Source organism: Microcoleus sp. B3-A4 (assembly GCF_036705385.1).
GTDB lineage: Bacteria > Cyanobacteriota > Cyanobacteriia > Cyanobacteriales > Microcoleaceae > Microcoleus.
The window spans coordinates 1-19,069 of record NZ_JAUBUI010000031.1 but is presented as its reverse complement, the minus strand read 5'-3'; the positions used below and the strand labels follow the sequence as shown (position 1 = coordinate 19,069).

General features: G+C 47.8%; 18 protein-coding genes. 11 read left to right on the top strand and 7 right to left on the bottom strand.

What is annotated here, in order from left to right; genetic code table 11:
* The first annotated feature begins 114 nt into the window (after positions 1–114).
* From QUB33_RS14470 to QUB33_RS14450, 5 genes are all read left to right on the top strand, one after another.
* Positions 115–2,763, top strand: coding sequence for a GAF domain-containing protein (locus tag QUB33_RS14470; protein ID WP_333351315.1), 2,649 nt, complete (start codon positions 115–117; stop codon positions 2,761–2,763).
* Positions 2,764–2,914: 151 nt separating this feature from the next.
* Positions 2,915–4,057, top strand: a complete 1,143-nt coding sequence (locus QUB33_RS14465; RefSeq protein WP_333351314.1) for a hybrid sensor histidine kinase/response regulator — start codon at positions 2,915–2,917, stop codon at positions 4,055–4,057.
* Between the two features lie 151 nt (positions 4,058–4,208).
* A complete protein-coding gene (locus tag QUB33_RS14460) occupies positions 4,209–5,039 on the top strand; it encodes a GUN4 domain-containing protein (protein ID WP_333351313.1) in 831 nt (276 codons plus the stop codon).
* A 711-nt stretch (positions 5,040–5,750) separates the two neighbouring features.
* Entirely contained in the window at positions 5,751–6,341 is a 591-nt protein-coding gene (locus QUB33_RS14455) for a YdcF family protein (protein ID WP_333351312.1), read from the top strand.
* 165 nt (positions 6,342–6,506) lie between these two features.
* Positions 6,507–7,052: a GAF domain-containing protein gene (locus tag QUB33_RS14450; RefSeq protein WP_333351311.1), complete on the top strand. Its 546-nt coding sequence runs from the start codon at positions 6,507–6,509 to the stop codon at positions 7,050–7,052.
* A 266-nt stretch (positions 7,053–7,318) separates the two neighbouring features.
* On the opposite strand, the gene QUB33_RS14445 is transcribed toward QUB33_RS14450, so the two are convergent.
* The 7 genes from QUB33_RS14445 to plsX form a co-directional block, all read right to left on the bottom strand.
* Positions 7,319–7,852: a hypothetical protein gene (locus QUB33_RS14445; protein ID WP_333351310.1), complete on the bottom strand. Its 534-nt coding sequence runs from the start codon at positions 7,850–7,852 to the stop codon at positions 7,319–7,321.
* Positions 7,853–8,006: 154 nt separating this feature from the next.
* Positions 8,007–8,645, bottom strand: coding sequence for a lysophospholipid acyltransferase family protein (locus QUB33_RS14440; RefSeq protein WP_333351309.1), 639 nt, complete (start codon positions 8,643–8,645; stop codon positions 8,007–8,009).
* A 242-nt stretch (positions 8,646–8,887) separates the two neighbouring features.
* Positions 8,888–9,832 carry a phosphate ABC transporter substrate-binding protein gene (locus QUB33_RS14435; RefSeq protein WP_333351308.1) on the bottom strand — a complete coding sequence of 315 codons (945 nt, stop codon included), beginning with the start codon at positions 9,830–9,832 and terminating at the stop codon, positions 8,888–8,890.
* A 10-nt stretch (positions 9,833–9,842) separates the two neighbouring features.
* Complete coding sequence (locus tag QUB33_RS14430; RefSeq protein ID WP_333351307.1) at positions 9,843–10,556, bottom strand: PspA/IM30 family protein; 714 nt, start codon at positions 10,554–10,556, stop codon at positions 9,843–9,845.
* A 243-nt stretch (positions 10,557–10,799) separates the two neighbouring features.
* On the bottom strand, positions 10,800–11,681 hold the full coding sequence (gene fabD, locus QUB33_RS14425) for an ACP S-malonyltransferase (RefSeq protein WP_190733372.1): 882 nt from the start codon (positions 11,679–11,681) through the stop codon (positions 10,800–10,802).
* A gap of 402 nt (positions 11,682–12,083) precedes the next feature.
* Positions 12,084–13,085: a beta-ketoacyl-ACP synthase III gene (locus QUB33_RS14420; protein WP_333351306.1), complete on the bottom strand. Its 1,002-nt coding sequence runs from the start codon at positions 13,083–13,085 to the stop codon at positions 12,084–12,086.
* 163 nt (positions 13,086–13,248) lie between these two features.
* Positions 13,249–14,298 carry a phosphate acyltransferase PlsX gene (gene plsX / locus QUB33_RS14415; RefSeq protein WP_333064876.1) on the bottom strand — a complete coding sequence of 350 codons (1,050 nt, stop codon included), beginning with the start codon at positions 14,296–14,298 and terminating at the stop codon, positions 13,249–13,251.
* A 214-nt stretch (positions 14,299–14,512) separates the two neighbouring features.
* Here plsX and QUB33_RS14410 point away from each other — a divergent pair, with 214 nt between their 5' ends.
* The 6 genes from QUB33_RS14410 to QUB33_RS14385 all read left to right on the top strand — a co-directional run bounded on the left by QUB33_RS14410 (position 14,513) and on the right by QUB33_RS14385 (position 19,011).
* Entirely contained in the window at positions 14,513–15,847 is a 1,335-nt protein-coding gene (locus QUB33_RS14410) for a D-alanyl-D-alanine carboxypeptidase (protein WP_333351305.1), read from the top strand.
* Positions 15,848–15,928: 81 nt separating this feature from the next.
* Entirely contained in the window at positions 15,929–16,213 is a 285-nt protein-coding gene (gene rpsP / locus QUB33_RS14405) for a 30S ribosomal protein S16 (RefSeq protein ID WP_015175207.1), read from the top strand.
* Positions 16,152–16,703, top strand: coding sequence for a KH domain-containing protein (locus tag QUB33_RS14400; protein WP_333351304.1), 552 nt, complete (start codon positions 16,152–16,154; stop codon positions 16,701–16,703). Before rpsP ends, QUB33_RS14400 begins: the two co-directional genes overlap by 62 nt.
* Before the next feature lie 374 nt (positions 16,704–17,077).
* Positions 17,078–18,031 carry a PhoH family protein gene (locus QUB33_RS14395; RefSeq protein ID WP_006633722.1) on the top strand — a complete coding sequence of 318 codons (954 nt, stop codon included), beginning with the start codon at positions 17,078–17,080 and terminating at the stop codon, positions 18,029–18,031.
* Positions 18,032–18,211: 180 nt separating this feature from the next.
* On the top strand, positions 18,212–18,619 hold the full coding sequence (locus QUB33_RS14390) for a ChuX/HutX family heme-like substrate-binding protein (RefSeq protein WP_333351303.1): 408 nt from the start codon (positions 18,212–18,214) through the stop codon (positions 18,617–18,619).
* Between the two features lie 254 nt (positions 18,620–18,873).
* Positions 18,874–19,011: a hypothetical protein gene (locus QUB33_RS14385; protein ID WP_333351302.1), complete on the top strand. Its 138-nt coding sequence runs from the start codon at positions 18,874–18,876 to the stop codon at positions 19,009–19,011.
* Positions 19,012–19,069 lie beyond the last annotated feature (58 nt).

Below are 19,069 nucleotides of genomic sequence, written 5' to 3'. Positions count from 1 at the left end.
AAGCGACAAGCGAGTGCCGATGCGCTTGCAAACAAATTCAAGAGTTTGCACTGCCGCCGAATCTAGCGCCGCTCAACCTGCAGTCAGTTTACCCCTCTGAGCAAGCAGTTAATCATGACATTCTCCAATACTGGTAGCGTTCTGGCTACACTGACTCAAGTCAATTTTATGGGGGCATTGACCTCCCGCGTTAAGAGCCTGCCAGTTCCTGAATTAGTGTGCCTGCTCGACTTTATCACGGCTGAATTTCAGCAATTTATCCGGGCGATGGACCTGATTAACAATGAAGCACTCGAAAGTCTCTTAGAGCAACTTTTAGATGCCTTCACTGTCAAAATTGGTCAAATTCTGCAAGCAGACCGGACAACAATTTTTTTGGTTGACTGCAACAAAAAACAACTGTGGCACAAAACAGTCGATCCGCTTGGCGAACATTTAGAAGTTCGTTTGCCTATGGATGCAGGCATTTTAGGCTACGTAGCAACAACCGGAAAATCGATCAATGTCGCCGAAGCTCGATCGCACGAGCATTTTAATTCCGAAGTAGACGAACCACCGGGCTACCAGATCGAGACCATGCTCTGTATGCCAATTTTTAGCAGCAAGAGCCAACACGAACCCGTAGCGGTGGTCAGACTCTTAAATAAAGCTGGCAATGTCCCTTTTAGCGAAGAAGACGAACAGCAGTTCCAGGCTTTTGCAGATTCGATCGGGATTATTCTCGAAAGCTGTCAGTCTTTCTACGTCGTGGCCCGCAACCAGCGAGGGGTTGCTGCACTTTTGAGAGCCACCACCACTTTGGGTCAAAGTCTTGACTTGGAAACAACTTTGCGCTCTGTCATGGATCAAGCTCGCGACTTGATGCAAGCCGATCGCAGCACGCTATTTTTGTTAAATCGGGAAACTAACGAACTCTGGACAAAAGTCGCCAAGGCTGACGGCAAAACGATGGTAGATCTCCGCATTGCTGCTAATAAGGGAATTGCTGGCTACGTGGCTTCGACCGGTCAACCTCTGAATATTACAGATGCTTACGACGATCCCCGCTTTGACCCCTCTACAGACCAGCAAACGGGATACCGCACTCGGACTGTCTTGTGTATGCCGGTGCACAACGCTAAAGGTGAGCTTATCGGGGTGACTCAGCTAATTAATAAGAACCAAGGTACTTTCACCCCTTCCGACGAAGAGTTTTTGCGAGCGTTTAATTCCCAAGCGGGAATGGCGTTGCAAAATTCTCAACTGTTTCAGAACGTGATGGTGGAAAAACAGTATCAGAAAGATATGCTGCAAAGTCTTTCTGATGCAGTGATTTCCACGGATTTGAAGGGGCGAGTTGTGACGATCAACGAAGCAGCCTTAGAATTGTTGGGCTGTCCGGTCAATCAAGCTAAAAGCAAACACAATCCCCAGATTTGGGAAGATAAACTGGTGAATCGCTATGTTTGGGAAGTTGTGCCGATCGACAATTTGCAATTTCGACTAGAAGACAGTCTCAGAAATGCTGCCAGACATTACGTTCCCGAACAAAGTTTAACTGTGGGACTGTTGGTCGAAAAAACGTTAAATTCCCAACAAAAAGAAGAAGAAGAAAGTTATATTTTGGCCGTGCCCGATCGCGCCGATCCGAATTTATATTACGCTTGGGGCGAAAACAGCGCGTGGACTGAGGAAGTAGCGCTGGCAGAATTAGCTAATGCCCAATCTCTATTTGCGCTGCGAAATTCTGCCCTGTATCACCCTTATTGTCCGCTGCCCATCCCCGCCTCTAGAATTAAAGTAATTGAACGTAGTTTGAATTTGACTGTCAACCCGCTGATCAATCCAGAGGGTGGCGTGCGCGGCGGTTTAGTGGTACTCGAAGACATCAGCCGCGAAAAGCGGATGAAAAATACGATGTACCGCTACCTGACTCCTGGGGTCGTAGATAAAGTGATGGCCTTGGGTGAAGGCGCCATGATGGTGGGCGAACGCAAAGAAGTGACTATTTTATTTTCCGACATTCGCGGCTACACCACGCTGACGGAAAATCTGGGAGCGTCCCAGGTGGTATCCCTGCTAAACGAATATTTTGAGACGATGGTGGAGGCGGTTTTCCACTACGAAGGCACTTTAGACAAGTTTATCGGCGATGCTTTAATGGCGGTGTTCGGCGCGCCCCTGCCGCTGAATCCCCCGGAAAGTCACGGTTGGATGGCGGTTCAGTCGGCTTTAGATATGCGCCGGCGTTTGAAAGAGTTTAATGATTCTCGCCCCGGCGAAGTTCCGTTTCGCTTCGGCATTGGGATTAGTTCCGGAGAGGTGGTTTCGGGAAATATTGGTTCCCAAAAGCGGATGGATTACACGGTAATCGGGGATGCGGTAAATTTGAGTTCGCGATTGGAACAGCTTACGAAGGAGTACGGTTGCGATATAATTTTGAGCGAATTTACATACAGTTTGTGCCGCGAAGGGATTTGGGTGCGAGAGTTAGACAAGGTGCGGGTTAAGGGCCAAAATCAGCCAGTGGGTATTTACGAGTTGCTGCAAAATAGTTCTGAACCCATTGATGGGGAAACCCTTCGGTTTTTGGAACTTTACAGTAACGGTAGGGATGCTTATATTGCTAGAAATTTTCAGAAAGCTATTAGTTATTTTGAAGCAGCTTTAGCAATGCGACCCAGCGATCGACCTGTGGAAGTTCACCTCGACCGATCCCTGAGCTATTTGGAAGTACCCCCGCCCGATGATTGGGACGGCGTGCATACGATGACAACCAAGTAGTAAATTATATTACATCCGAGTGCTCAAAAGTAAAAAGATTTGGTAAAGGGGTGAAATCTTCCTTATGACAGAGTTAACAAGTGTAAAAATGTGAAAACATAAATCGGATGCCATATTAAAGTTTAGTATTTATTTCCAGGCTAGCAATTAAATGAGTTATTTATCTGTTCCGAATGCCACAAAAGCCGATCGGATTCTGGTGGTAGACGACGCACCAGATAATGTTTTGTTGGTTCAAACAATCCTAGAAGAAGAAGGTTACGAAATTAGCACGGCAGAAAACGGCTTTTCTGCCTTGAGTCAAATTGACAAGTCAGCCCCGGATTTGGTACTGCTAGACGTGATGATGCCGGGAATGGACGGTTACGAAGTCACTAAACGAATCCGAGAAAATAAGGAATTGCCCTTTATGCCGATTTTGCTGATCACTGCTCACGACAGTGCCAGCGTAGTGCAGGGATTGGACATGGGAGCAGACGATTTTATCCGCAAACCAGTCGAAATGGATGAACTGCTGGCGAGGGTACGATCGCTCCTGCGGCTTAAACACAGCGTAGACGAGCGCAATTCGATCGCCCTCCAGCGCGAAGATTTTGTCTCCCGACTCGCTCACGACTTGCGGACGCCCCTCGTAGCAGCCGATCGAATGTTAACTTTAATGCAGCAGGGAGCTTTGGGAGAAATTTCGCTTCCCATGCGCGACGCTTTCGGGACGATGGTTCGCAGCAACAAAAACCTGATCGCGATGGTAAATATGCTGCTGGAAGTCTACCGCTACGAAGCAGGCCGCAAATCCCTAAGTTTCGCTCCAGTGGACTTGCGCCAGCTTATTACAGAAGTAGCTGAAGAACTAGCTCCCCTAGCGGATGCTAAAGGTGTGTCGATAAATTTAGACTTGACAGAAAGTGCAGAAAGTGCACCGATTGCGAAGTATCCGGGCGATCGTCTGGAGTTGCACCGCTTGCTGACAAATCTCATCGGAAATGCGATTAAATTCACCGACAATGGCTCAATAGATGTCAGCTTAAAAGCTGCCAATTCACCTGCTTATACGAGCTTCAAAAACCAACCGCTGGCATGGGTAATCATAGAAATCAAAGACACCGGCGCCGGCATTTCTCCCACCGAACAAGCAAAGTTATTTGAAAGGTTTAGCTCGGGAACTCACAAGAAATCCAGCACAGGTTTGGGACTACACCTGTGCCGCCAAATAGTCGAAGCTCACCGCGGCACGATCGAGGTAAAATCAGATTTGGGCAAAGGCAGTTTGTTTACTATTCGCTTGCCTTGTTAGAGGGGTATAATTAACTCTAACTTTGGGGCGCGAAAAGCGCACATTACTACAGATAAACTGTAATTGTAGGCGGCAAAGTGCGTACCTAATCGAATTATGGTTAATTTATCCCGATGTCATGTAATTACTTGGCAACCGAATTTATGGCAATATGTCTAACTGTCCAGTGTGCGGTGCTGAATACATAGAAGAAAAAGCAGAGTTTTGCTCGATTTGCGGTTGGGATTTGACTCCCTACCCGCAACGTGCTAAGCCTTCCAAAACTTATTTAAAAAAAGAACAAGTTAGATTGCAGTGGGCAAAACAAATGTGGGAATTGACCCGCAATCAACAAAATTGGTCAGCTAAATTTGAGCAGTTGCAGAGTGAATTTCAGGAAGGGGCGATCGCCCGCACATACATTCAATCTCAGTTAGAATGGGTTCTGTACCGCCTCGAACAACTAAACCCCGAATTGATTGTCAGCACTCTACTGCGACTGGAAGACAAAATCGGCGCCATACCTGACTCAACTCCGGCTATCTCCGAAGTGGGGATGGACTACCGCCAACTGACAAAGCTATTAGAAACCGGAAAATGGCGCAAAGCTGATGAACACACTTGGGAAATCTTGCTGAAAATCGCTGTCAGGGAAGACGAAGGCTGGCTGAGTGCAGCCGATATTGACAGTTTTCCTCCTACAGACCTTCGCACGATCGACCAACTTTGGCAACAATACAGCAGCGGGCGGTTCGGGTTGAGCGTGCAGCAGCAGATTTGGGAAAGTACCGAGGCAAATTATACTGAATTTTGCGATCGCGTCGGCTGGCGAGTCAAGGAAAATTGGAAATATTACAGCGAGCTCTCCTTCAACGAAGATGCTCCCCCCGGACATCTCCCCGTCACCGCATGGAGACAGCGCGCCTGTTACGGTGCTGGTAAACTCACTGCAGCAGAAAACTTTGCCCGCATCGCTGCGAAACTGGCAACTGGCGATCGGTAATCCTCCACAATAAAAAAATCAAAATCGACATTAACTGCTATAATCAAAACGGTTCCGCAACTGGGGCTGTGGCTCAGATGGATAGAGCAAGCGCCTCCTGAAGAATCGGGCACCCTGCGAGGAAACTCTAGGAGTGAATGTGGTCAAATTTGGTGAAACCTAAAGAGTTCATGGGTTCCTATGACTCTAAGGCAATACCAAGCCAAGCCTGAGTTCAGGGCGATTAAACAATCGCCTATATTGAAATCAGGAAGGTTTAGAGACTAGACGGTCACCACCTAAAAGCTGCAAGCATATGGTGAAGGTATAGTCCAGAGAGTGGGGAAACTCACACAAATCTGAAGCGCTAGGTCGCCGGTTCGAACCCGGCCAGTCCCGTTAAAAATCAAGAAAAATTAAAAGCAGGAGGGATAAGGCTAAGTTTTACCCCTCTTTTTTGCATATCCGCTAAGGAATTGGCTGCCAGACAACTATAGCAACCGCCAAGCGGTTGCTATAAAATCTGAAATCTAAAATCTAAAATCACCTGTTTAAGCTCCCCCACAAGCGTAGAGTCAATCTAAAATCTAAAATCTAAAATCTAAAATCTAAAATCTATGATCCCCCGACCCTTTTTTAATTTTTAATTTTTAATTCCTGTTAGTGGGCTATACGTGCGGTATTTTTTGTTATGGTTTTTTTGTGAGTTACATAAAATTTTTATAGGTTTAGATGTGGTTAAGAATCAATTCAAACACTCAGCGTTACAAGCGTTTGAACACTTCACGCAGTTTTTGGTTCGTAGTAGGGCTTTTGATGGCGTGTTGGTTTGGCTATCAGGAGGTTAAGAGCGAATTTCAGAGACCCCAAGCTTTGTTAGTTCTAGGTGGGGCTACGGAGCGAGAGGTGTTTGCCGCCAAATTTGCTCGGACTCATCCTGAATTGCCGATTTGGGTGTCGTCTGGGAGCAATCCGGAGTTCGCGGAATGGGTCTTTTCAGAAGCGGGAATTGAGTCCGATCGCCTGCACTTAGACTACAGAGCGGTGGATACGGTAACAAATTTTACCACCCTGGTAGATGAATTGAAAGCTCAAGGGATTGAGAGCGTGTATCTGATCACTTCTGACGATCATATGCGGCGAGCTCAGATTATCGGCGAAATCGTGCTCGGCAGTCGAGGCATTAGCTTTAAGCCGGTGGCAGTTCCGTCTGGGCGAACCCCCGAACCGGTGGAAAAAGCTGTTCGCGACGGCGCTAGGGCTATTCTTTGGCTGACAACCGGTTATACGGGTGCTGACTTCAGCCAAGCCCGAATTGAATAAACACAGGAAAGCATGGAGCAATTGTTAATTTTTTGCCATTCGCTCAGGTTTTAAAACTTGTCTTCTATAGCTATTTAAGGGACGGGGAAAATGCTGATGATAAATGCGTAACACAAGAGAACGAGTAGTTTAAAATCAGTATAAGAACTTTAAGAGCCAAAGTTAATGACCGAGCAAATTCTGCCGCAACTTCTGGATAAAATTTTGAGTGACACCAAAACACCGGATGCTGTTTTTTCGGCTTTGGTGCCGGCTTTAGGCGAGGTATTAAATTGCGATCGCGTCTTCCTCTACCTCCGCCATCCTGAAACGCAAAGGGGCAGAGTACCTTACTGCTGGCGTCGCAACTCAAACTATCCCGAGGTTTGGGACGCGGAATGGAAAAAAGAACCAGAATCTTTAGGGGAAGAAGACCCTTTGTTTGCAGCAGCTTTACGAACTGAACCGTCGATTTTTGTTGAGGATGTTGAAACAGCAAATCCTGAAGTTGTCAACAAAAATTTTGAGGCAAAAGAGTTCGGACATCGAGCTTTGATTCACGCTCACCTTTGTGCTGACGGCTTATTGTGGGGGGTTTTGCAGCCTTGTATGTTCGATCGCCCCAGAGTTTGGACTGACTTCGATCGCCAAGTTATCGCAGCAGTTACAGAAAAAATTTCGCCTTTAGCTGTCGCTTATGTCACCGCCTCAGCATCAAAAGATGAGCGATAACAATCAATAATTGACTTGTAGGGAGGGGGTGGGCAATGAATGAATGTAAATTTAAGACTAAAACCACCTCTAGAGCGTGGTTTTAGCCTAATCTCAATGCCCTTCCCGGGGGACAAAAGAGCATTTCCGGTTCCCCCCTTTTTAAGTTAGGGGGGATCTATGCGCTAATTTTCACACAAAAGTCGGGTACTAAATGTGAGCTGGTTGTGAGCACAAAGGGTGGGGTGTACATCGCCCTACAGATAGAGCTGGTACACAATTCCTGTTTAAAAAACGCCCCAATTTTGAATGCCCCGACTGCTGAAAACCCCTTGAGCCCGACTAATATCATCCTCAGCGCCATCTACTACCACCAAATAATCTCCCGCCCGCAGGCGATCCGTGTAAGTTCTAGCTGTTTCTTCGGGAATTCCCAAGTCAGTCAAGGCCTTCACCACTCCACCGAAAGCCGCAGCCGCGACGCCAGTGCTTGCTACGCTAGCCACCAGTGAGGCGCCCAAAGTACCCGCTGCAATTATCGGCCCGATTCCGGGAATAGCTAAACTTCCCAGACCCACTAGCACGGTGGTTAAAGCACTATTTGTCAGAGTGTCTGCTACCACTCCTGCTCCTGTGTCTAGATTTTTATCGCCCACCTGAGCGATCGTTTCAGTCTCGCCTACAGACTCGCCTGCCTCCCTAGCAACAACCGAAACTTTATCCATTGGAAACCCGGAAGATTTCAATTCTGTCAGAGCTTGCTCGGCATCTTCGCGGTTAGAAAATAATCCCAACGCGCGGGTTTGATTGCTTGTTACCATATCTTTCTTCTTATCTCCTGTCCAATTAAACTCAAATTCAAGCCTAATTATTGCGCTTGTTTTCAATCACTTATATTGATATTTTTCGATGTTTATCTTCAGCATTCATCTATCTGTAGATATAACCTGAAAAACAGCAACAAAAGTTATAAAATTAGCGCCCCAAATCGTGCATCGCATTAATCTCGATCGCACATCTTTGAGTCAGCGCTTGCAACTCCTCGCGATCCGACGAACCGGGCGCTTCAATTAGCTTGCCAATTCGCACCGTCAGCGGCACCGGACGCGGCATTCCCGAACCTTTCGACGAAATCGCGTGAGTTCCCCACAAACTAACAGGTAACAGCGGCGCTTTAGCCTTAGCAGCTATTAGCGCAGCACCTAATTTCGGTTCAGTAATTCTGCCATCTGGCGTGCGAGTTCCCTGCAAAAATACACCCGTCGCCCAGCCATTTTCCAAAGAGTGGATAGCCGATCGAATTGCACTGCGATCGGCACTTTCCCGCTTCACTGGATAAGCACCGTAAAGCGTAATTGCTTGCTTCAAAATAGGAACTTTAAATAACTCTTCCTTTGCCATAAATGCGACAGGTCGCCTCATGCAATTCGACAAAATCGGCGGATCAAAATCGCTGGCGTGATTGCTGACAACTACCACCGGCCCTTCTGCTGGAACATTTTCTGCACCGTAGATGCGGCCTCGAAAGTACAGGTGCAGCATCGGGCTGACAATTGACCATTTGAATAAATAGTAGAGAAGTAAACTTTCGACCGGTTCGCGACTTTTGCTCACAGAAAAACCTTAGATTTTAAATTACATCGCATATTAGCCTATCAGATCGAGTCCGTTTGAGATTATTCGGCGGTTGAAGCCGCTGCTTGTCAAACGAAGTCCGCCTGCGCGGACTGAAGAATGTAGTCCGCGCAGGCGCACTTTGCTTGTGTAGCGCCAGAATTTATTCTGGCGGACTATTTGCTTGTGTAGCGCCAGAATTTATTCTGGCGAATTCCTGAATGTCAAAACTCTGCAAAGGCTCAATTTCCAGCCAGCATGGCTTTCTGTCCTTCCGAAGAAGTCGCGTAGCCCAAGAAATCCTTAACTGCTTGGCTAGGAGGATTTTTGTAAGCGTAGTACAACTGCCGCTTGTAAGGATAGTTACCAGCATCCGGCGTCGCACCGTTGACCGGAACAACGCGCACAGTTTTCTGATTGGCTACTTGAGCGAAAGTCGCATAGCCAATGCCGTTGTTGCCTAAAGCTTGCAGCAGGGGAGTTGTCGCATCTCGATCGAGCTTAGTGATATTGGGCCCCGTGCCAAAATTAGCGCCCGAGAGCACTTGTTCTTTAAACGTTTGGTGAGTGCCGCTAACTTCGGGTCGATTTATCACTTTAATCGGGCCCGCCGGGCCGCCGACTTTCGACCAGTCTTGAGCATTTCCCTTGAAGATATCTTGAACTTGAGCCGAGGTTAAACCTCCTTTAAACGGGTTGTTAATGCCGACTACAAGAGCGATCGTATCTAGGGCAACAGGCACCGCTGCTAAACCCTGACCTTGTTCTTGAGCCGTCAAAGGTCGCGATACCGCTGCAATATCGGCTGTTCCCCCCGCCAAATCCTGAATTCCTTTTTCAGAACCATTCGCTTTGGTATCGACTGTCGTGCCGGAAAACTTGCCTTGAAAGCCGTTCTTGAGGTTCTGATTGATTGTCACCATGCTGGTAGAACCGTCAATTCTCACGGTCGTACCCGCAGCTACGGAAGCTGGAAGCGAAAAAGAAGTAGCTGCAACAGGCGAAGCACCGCCGACTACTGGCGCGAGAGGAGGCAGATTGGCTCCACCACCGCCTGATGGTGTGGGAGTGGGTGTATTATTAGCATCCTGTGCTGCTGGTTTGTTCAGAAAAAAGAACCAGCCACCACCGGCTAGCAAGAGAAATAACAGGATAAAAACTATGGGGGGAGGCCCGCTCTTAGCCATAAAATTCTCCTTAGCTGGGAAGTTCTTTGTTGTTGGAGCCGTCTAACATTTTTAGCCTGCGATTAACTTCATCGTCTAAGGTCATATTTTCTAATTCGGCCTGAAGTCTTTCTTGCGGGTTTTCAGATAGTTCTGCTAAAGCTTGCTGTTCGAGGTTCCGGCCGTGGACGGCGTTTTTGGCTTGCTCAAATTGCGATCGAGCTGAATCGATACTGAGGTCGTTGTTGACTTTGGATATGGATCGGAGGGCTTCGTTAATCTCAGCCATATCTTTCATATTTTGCATATCAGTTTTGTAGGCTTCCAGCTTCATCCGCTCTCGATTTAGCTTGTCTTTGGAAGCCTTGACGTACTGTTCGGCTTGTTTTACTTGAGCTTCTAACTGCGGCAGAATTTGTTCTGTCTGAATTACTTTCGACATTGCCAAGCGGGCTGCTTCTTCGTTGCCGTTGCGCTGGGCTGTGATGGCTTGGCGCTCTACGGTTTGCATTTCTCTAACTTTTTCTTCATATTTCGTTTTGGCGCGCTGGTAGGCTGCAACTTGGGTGGAGACTGCTGCTGCTAGCTTTTGCACGGATTCTTGCATCGATCGCAGCGACTCTTCGGCTACCGCCACCGACACCTGGCCGCCGGATTCTACGGGCAGTCCCCACATCCAATTCCAGGCACCTACTATGGTTCTGCCTGCCTTGTCGCCCATCAACCAGTAAAGGACTTTTTTCATATAAATACCAGATAAGCTTGGTTTTTACGCCTAGTTTACATCAGGATTTGTCGATCGCCCCCTCAGGTCGATCGATTTCTAGATTTTTGATTAATATTTTCTAACTGTCTGGATCGTCTATCCCCAATTTGCACAACAGGCAATATTCGGATTTGCCTGTTGTGCTATTTGTTTTTGGGCAATCTTCAGGCCTGTTAAGTCTCAATTTTACGGCCTGGGATTTCATCACAGGTTAAAAATAGATTAAGCGGGCAAATCTGCAAAACTGCTAACATTTACCAGCGCTAAATCCGGACAAGTCCGTTTGATCAAACCTGTCAGAACTTTGCCGGGGCCAATTTCCACTACGCGATCGATTCCTTGTTGTGGCAATTGCAGAGAAATTTCTCGCCACCGCACGCCTTTGGTCATCTGCTGAGTCAACCGCTGCTTTAAAGTGGCTGCGCTGGTAGTGGCTGACGGTTCTGCGTTCGAGAGCACCAGCATTTTAGCGTCGGAAAACCTTGCAGACTTTAACGCTAGTTGAAACTCTGCCGCCACCCCGGCCATCAGGGGAGAGTGAAACGCGCCAGAAACATTCAATTTAACGGCGCGTTTGACTTTGATTTTGGCAAGCAAATCTTCTACTGCTGCGGGCGTTCCAGAAATCACGACTTGTGCTTCGCTATTGTCGTTTGCCAGCACTACGTCTCGGCTGTATTGAATTTGCAGTTCTAGTTCCTGCCTGTCGAACCCGATCAAAGCCACCATTTGACCGCCGGAGGCAGTGTCCATGAGTTCGGCGCGGCGTTTGACTAAGCGCAATCCGGTTTCAAAGTCAAAGACGCCTGCTGCGTAGAGGGCAACGTATTCTCCTAAACTGTGACCGGCGACTACCGCTGGCCGATCGCTTTTTTCTCGCATTAAGTCGGTCAAAATACTTTCTACTACGAACAAGCAAGGCTGAGTGTAGAGAGTCCGAGATAGTTTTGCTTCTTCTTTTTGGCAAACTTCCGAGACAGACCAACCTAAAATTTCTTTAGCGAGCTCAAATTTGGCTTTGGCTGTTGGCAAGTTTAATAAGTCTGCACCCATCCCGATCGCCTGGGAACCTTGTCCGGGAAATACCCATGCTGTTTTAGTCATTTTTCCGGTAATCTGCTAATTGGTGGTTGCTAATTGGTGATTGCAAAAATTCTTTCTTTCCCGCTTTTAAGTTCGCTCGCTTGTATCCGCTATCTTTCGGTTAACGAACTATCTACTCGCGACTCATAATTATAACATCTAACTGCGATTTTTACCAGGTTTATTTTTTTTTGCTACTTGAATGTGATTAATAGGCGTAGCACAATTTTCAACCTTCAAGCCGGGGAAAGTCGATCGAAGAATAGAGGATTTTTCCTTTCAGCACGCGCTTCTCAATAACTGTTTTCCGGGTGGTGCAGCGCTGCGAACCTTGCCCTATGTATTGCGTGTTAAAGGATTTGTATTTTACTCGATCGAATTCCCGACAATAACCGGAGCAAGTTTACAGCCGGCCGCCAAAGATTACCTTCCCCATTTAAAAATCGCCGCCCCCCAAGTCAAACCTGCACCGAAACCAGCCGCAGCAATAGTATCGCCCGGTTTAACTTTACCCAGACGCACGGCTTCGTCTAAGGCAATGGGAATTGAAGCCGCTGAGGTATTGCCGTACTTTGCCAAATTGCTGATTACTTTTTCGGGGGGAATCTTTAGCCTTTGGGCAACTGCATCGAGAATCCGCTGATTGGCTTGGTGCAACAGCAGCCACTCAATTTCTGCAGCGTTAATATTAGCCCGAAACATAGCTTTTTCTATGACTTCCGGCACTTTTTTTACGGCAAAGCGATAGATTTCTTGACCGTTCATTGTGATGGGATGAAATCCGCCAACTGCGACGCTGACGCCCTCAATTAATTCTTTTGACTCGGCTTTGTAAGCCAAATTGAGAGACGAATTTTGCGTGCCGTCGCTGCGAATTTCAAATCCCAATAAGGAATCGACTTCTGAAGCTTGTAATACCACAGCACCTGCACCGTCTCCAAAGAGAATGCAAGTACCCCGATCCGACCAATTCACCCACCGAGATAAAATATCGGCTCCGATCAGCAAAACATTTTGATAAACCCCTGTCCGAATGAACTGCGAGGCTGTAACTAAACCAAAAACAAAGCCCGAACAAGCTGCTGTCAAATCAAAAGCCACTGCTTTTGTCGCGCCCAACTGATATTGAATTTTACTGGCAGTGCCAAACAAATCGTCAGGAGTTGAGGTGGCCAAAATAATCAAATCGATATCTGTCGGCGAAATTCCTGCCATTGCGATCGCCTGAAGCGATGCCTCCGAGGCTAAATCGCACAAAGAAGTGCGATCGTCTGCCAGCCTGCGGGAGCGAATGCCCGTCCGCGCCCCAATCCACTCGTCAGAAGTTTCTACTATCTGACTCAAACCGTTATTATCCAGCGAAACCTGCGGTGTACAAGAACCGCTACCCGTGACGGCAATGCCGAACCCTGATTGCTGCAACATTCCTCTCCATTTACTCGCTGTTCGATCGAGAAATTAAAAATTAAAAACTACTAATTAAAATTATTTTTTAAACTGCTGAAATTACTTTTTTTAAGCAAAACAGTTGGTTTAAGCTGACATTTTTAATTTTACATTTTTAATTTTTAATTCCTACTTACTGCCTCTAATTCACAGCTTCTTGTTCCATAGCGCTTTGGTGATTGGACGATCGAATTCGCTCCAGCACTTGGTTGTCAATAGCCTCCTTCGCCAAACGAATGGCATTAAAAATCGAGCCAGCTTGAGACGAACCGTGGCTGATAATGCAAACTCCAGCAACGCCCAATAGCAAACCGCCGCCGTGTTCAACGTGGTCTACCCGCTGCTTAAATCCTTGCAAGCTTTTTTGCAGCAGAGGATCGTTAATTTGATGTTGGAGTCCTTTGACTAATTCTTCCTTCAGCACTTGCACGACGACTTCGCCCACCGCTTCGGCAAACTTCAACAACACGTTGCCGACAAATCCGTCGCAGACAATCACGTCGAATTTCCCCGACAGCACGTCGCGGCCTTCGGCATTGCCCACAAAAGGAATGTTCGGATTGTCCACCAATAACTGGTGGGTTCGCACGGCTGCGTCGTTGCCTTTAGAAGGTTCTTCGCCAATGTTGAGCAGGCCGATTTTAGGTTCGGCGACGCCCAGCACGCACTGGCTGTAAATAGTTCCCATAAGAGCGAACTGCTCCAAAAATTTGGGGCGGCAGTCCACATTAGCGCCGACATCGAGAATGAGTACAGAGCTGCCCGGTACCATTGTCGGTAAAACCGCACCGATCGCAGGGCGATCGATTCCGGGGAGCCGGCCCAACCTCAGCAGGGCAGCAGCCATTGCCGCGCCGGAGTGACCGGCGGACACCACAGCATCAGCTTGCTGCTGCTTTACCAAGTTCATCGCTACGTTAATCGAAGCGTTGGGCTTGCGTTTGAGGGCACTCAAAGGTTCTTCGTGCATTTCCACCGCTCCTTCAGAAGGAACGATTTCTAGCTGACCTGTAGAGACGCGGCCGATCGCGTCTTGTTGCCGGAGCGAGTCTTCTATTTGCTGCGGGTCGCCCACGAGCAAAATCTCTACGCCTAATTCTTCTTGTGCCTTAAGCGCTCCAGCTACAACTTCGGCGGGGGCATGATCCCCGCCCATAGCGTCTATTGCAATTCTTGCGCGTGTCGATCCCATTGACCAATGTTTGAGAAACACTAAAAATTCTACCAGGAAGTCAGGAGCGTGAATCCAGAAGTCTGAATAAAGAACTAAAATCCGCTCGCAACGGCGATCGGACAATTCTCATTTCCGACTACTCTGATAGAACTTGTTTTGTCACTACTTTACTATTTTTGACTGCAAATTGAAAAAATCAATGCAATAGTTTACATGACTTTAGGAGTAAAAAATGCTGGATTTATTTAGCTCAGGGATCGTGTCTCTGTGGCTGGACATGGCTGGGGTACGCAGTGTCGGGCCTAATGCTGCGTCAGTGCTGGCTTGGCGGGGAGGGATACCCGGGTTAGTGGTGGCCGAAGATTTGGCTTTTGGAGGAATAGATGCGGCAAATCCAGACTTGCCAGCAGAAGCGACGGTGCGGGAATATTTAAAAGAGTTGAAAGAGAAGAACCTGATTGATGGGAATCAGGGAATTTGGGTGCAAGCGGGAATGGTGCCACTGGTAAGTCAGCAGGGCAAGACGCTGATGCCTGGGGCTTCGCTGACTAAGATTGCTACTTCTCTGGCGTCCCTGGAGACTTGGGGCCCGGATTATCAGTTTGAAACGCGGTTCCGAGCAACGGGGCCGATTAGCAATGGTGTGTTGCAGGGAGATTTGGTGGTCAGCGGCGGGGGCGATCCGCTGTTTGTGTGGGAGGAGGCGATCGCCGTTGGCAATGCTCTCAATCAAATGGGGATCGAGCGCGTGGCGGGGAATTTGGTGGTGACAGGCAATTTCCGCATGAATTACCAGTCCGATCCTTTGGTGGCAGGGGACATATTGCGGCAAGCCCTCGACGGGAGCAGTTGGCCACAGGATGTGGTGGCAATGTATTCTAAGATGGCTCCGGGAACTAGAAAGCCGCAAGTAACTGTTGCCGGCAGCGTCATTGCTGAGAAATTTGTGAGTTCGGGGCATTTGCTGCTGAAACGCCGATCGCTTCCTTTAGCCGAAATTCTCAAGCAGATGAACGTCCACAGCGATAATGAAATAGCTCAGATGCTGGCCGACGATTTGGGCGGGGCAAAGATAGTGCAGCAGCAAGCGACTTGGGCTGCGGGGGTGCCGGAGGAGGAACTTCAATTAGTTAACGGTTCGGGATTGGGAGTGGAAAATCAGATGTCTCCGAGGGCGGCTTGTGGGATGATGCAGGCGATCGGGCGCAACCTTCAGACTACTGGGCTGACTATTGCTGACTTGTTTCCGGTGTCCGGGCGCGATCGAGGAACTTTGGAACACCGACACATTCCGCCATCGGCTGTGGTGAAAACTGGTACTTTGGACACGGTGATTGCTTTGGCTGGAGCCATACCCACGCGCGATCGGGGTTTAGTTTGGTTTGCAATTATTAATCGCGGCACCGATTGGGACTCTTTGAGAGCGCAGCAGGATATATTTTTGCAAAAATTGGTGCAGCAGTGGGGAACAGCATCGATTTTGCCACTAGCAATTACACCGCACATTGACGGCGCCAGACCTGCCTTGGGGGCAGCAAATCGTAGCGATATTTTGGTCGGAGGTTAAGAAATACGGGTTGAGTTGGGGTTCGGGGAAGGAGCGCTGACAAAATAGCTTAGAATTGGAACAAGACTATTGTGCAAGAAGATGATCAAACTGCGATTGAAGAGATACGGGAAAAAACGCGAGACAAGCTACCGGATTGTAGCGATGAACAGTTCTACTCGCCGCGACGGCCGTCCCCTAGAAGAGCTCGGCTATTACAACCCCAGAAATAATGAAACCAGGCTGGATGTTCCAGCGATTGTCAAGCGCCTGCAAGAAGGCGCTCAGCCAACTGACACCGTGCGTGACATCCTGAGAAAAGCCCATGTATTTGAACAAGTCGGAGCCGGAGCCAACGTTGAATCCAGCACAGCAACAGCCAGCTAGTCCCAACTATGCTGGACTGGTTAAGTTTTTAATAGGGCCTTTTTTAGAGACCCCAGGCTCTTTGCGGGTTGATTGCGAACTGCACCCCCGCCAATCGCGGGTCTGGGTTAGGCTTGCTTTTGAAGATCCCGACAAAGGCCGGGTTTACGGTAGGGGCGGACGCAATATTCAGGCAATTAGAACTACGCTCGAAGCGGTGGCGCAGACGGCGGGTCAGTCCCTCTACTTAGATATATACGATGGTGAAGCGGGCGATCGCGGATCTGGCCCGCCCAGGGGCGATCGCGATCGCCCAGATCGCGACCGCCCAGATCGCGACCGCCCAGATCGCGACCGCCCAGATCGTGGCTCGCGGGAGCCGCGAGGCGACTTCCGACCCCGGACGCCTCCTCCCTCGCCGAGTCCCTTAGCTAGCAGAACTCCGAGAGAACAACCTCGCCGTACTAACACACCTACGTTTAGAACGAGCAGAAATACTCCCGGTTATTAACTAACTGCATAGCCCAGAAAAAATTTTAGATTTTAGATGGCCTGTTGTAGACTTTGTATTACAAGCCCCGTTTGGTTTGAAATTGCCGGTTTAGCGATCGGAAACAAATGTAAAATTTTAAATTTCAAATGTCAGCGGCATCAGGTTAATCTAAAATCTAAAATTTCAAATCTAAAATCTAAAATTGCCTGACTTAATAGAAGGGAGATTTGATTTGTGCCTCAAGCACCAAACTCATTTGGGAGCTAAATATAAAAGACGCCTTAGATACTAGGTTTTACCTAGTAACGGGCGTCTTTTTGTTCGCAAATAGTGACTGGTTTAACGTTGATTTGTTAAGTTTTAATTGCTTATTTGGAGGAGCTTATGTTGGCATGAATGAAAAACTAACCATAGAGTTACCGAGCGCTCAAAGCGCAATGTCGCTGGCCGGTAATCAAGAAGAAAACCTGAAAATGATCTCTAAACAAACCGGTGCTACCCTGGTAATGCGAGGGCAAGAACTGCTGATTTCCGGCACAAAAAGTCAAGTAGAATTGTGTCATAAATTAGTGCGATCGCTCTCCGACTATTGGAAATCCGGCAAAAATATTACCGGAGTTGAAATCCAGACGGCGCGCCAAGCTTTGGATACCAACCGCCAAGGCGATTTACAAGACTTGCAGCGAGACGTTCTCGCCAGAACCCGCCGCGGCGAAGAAATTAGAGCCAAAACCTTCAAGCAGCGGCAATACGTCCAAGCAGTACGCACGCATGACCTGACATTTTGCATTGGCCCCGCTGGTACTGGCAAAACATTTCTAGCAGCTATTTTCGCCGTGCAAGCGCTGTTAAGCAAGCAATACGAACGGCTAATTTTAACAAGACCAGCCGTCGAAGCTGGCGAAAAATTAGGGTTTTTGCCGGGAGATTTGCAGCAAAAAGTCGATCCATATTTGCGCCCGCTTTACGACGCCCTGCAAGAAATGATCGACCCTGAAAAAATGGCCGATTTAATGGAAAGAGGCTTGATCGAAGTAGCTCCTTTAGCTTATATGCGCGGGCGCACTCTCAGCAATGCTTTCGTCATTTTGGACGAAGCTCAAAATACGACGCCAGCTCAGATGAAAATGGTGTTGACTCGTCTGGGCTTTCGATCGAGAATGGTCGTAACGGGTGATATCACTCAAACAGATTTGCCGCCCAACCAACAGTCGGGATTGTCAGTTGCCCAAAATATTCTGCGTAACGTTGAGGGCATTGCTTTCTGTGAATTTTCTCAGGCGGATGTGGTACGACATCCGCTAGTGCAGCGGATTGTCGCTGCTTACGAACTGCACGAAACATGAAGGAAGAAGGAATAAGGAAGGCTTTAGTTATCTACGAGAGAAGGAAGGCTCTAGTTATCTATGAGAGAAGAAAGAAGGAAGAATTATCCTTTTTTCTCTAATTCCTTTTCCTAATTCCCAACTACCATTTTCTTCTTATCGATTTAATCCCAAATCCACCATCCACAATCCAAAATTGATATGACTGCGACTCTGAAAGAATTCTTGGAAGCTTGCGAACAATTGGGAACGCTGCGTTTAATCGTGACTAGCAGCGCGGCTGTGCTGGAAGTGCGCGGTTCAATTCACAAGCTGTTTTATGCGGAGTTGCCGAAGGGTAAGTATGCCAATATGCACGCCGAAATATTTGAGTTTCACCTGAACATGGACAAAATCAAACAGGTGAAGTTTGAAACTGGCGAGGCGAAAAGAGGCAATTTTACTACTTATGCTATCCGTTTTCTGGACGAACAAAATGAGGCTGCTTTGAGCGCGTTTTTGCAGTGGGGAAAGCCCGGGGAATACGAACCAGGACAGGTGGAAAATTGGCACGAATTGAAGGAAAAATACGGGGAGGTTTGGGAACCAGCACCTGTTGATGCGCTTTAAAAAATAGCCTTTTCCACCTTTGAATTGCATATTGGGGGCGGGCCGGATGCCCAACCCCTACTCCCCACAAGCAGAACATTTATTTTTGTGCAACACACATCTTGCCTGTTTATGAAAATGGTATAAAATATGAGGTTTAACTGATTTGTTGTCCAATTTTTGAATTAATGAACCGCAGAGGGCGCAGAGAACGCAGAGAAGAGATAAAGAAGAGAAAGAGAGACAGAAGGTTAGTTGTTTGAATGTAATGTGGTATGAAGGTAATTTGGGGTTTTTGTCTGGTTTTGGCGGTACTGCTGTGGGGTGGCGTTGCGAGAGCGGGGGTTTTGGGCGATCGCATATCAAGTTTTCCCAATTGGGAACGCAAGCCTCCTAAGCTGATACGCAGCTAGATTGTATAATATAAATATAGAATAAGCGCTCATTAGTTATAATGTATGCCAGCCAAAA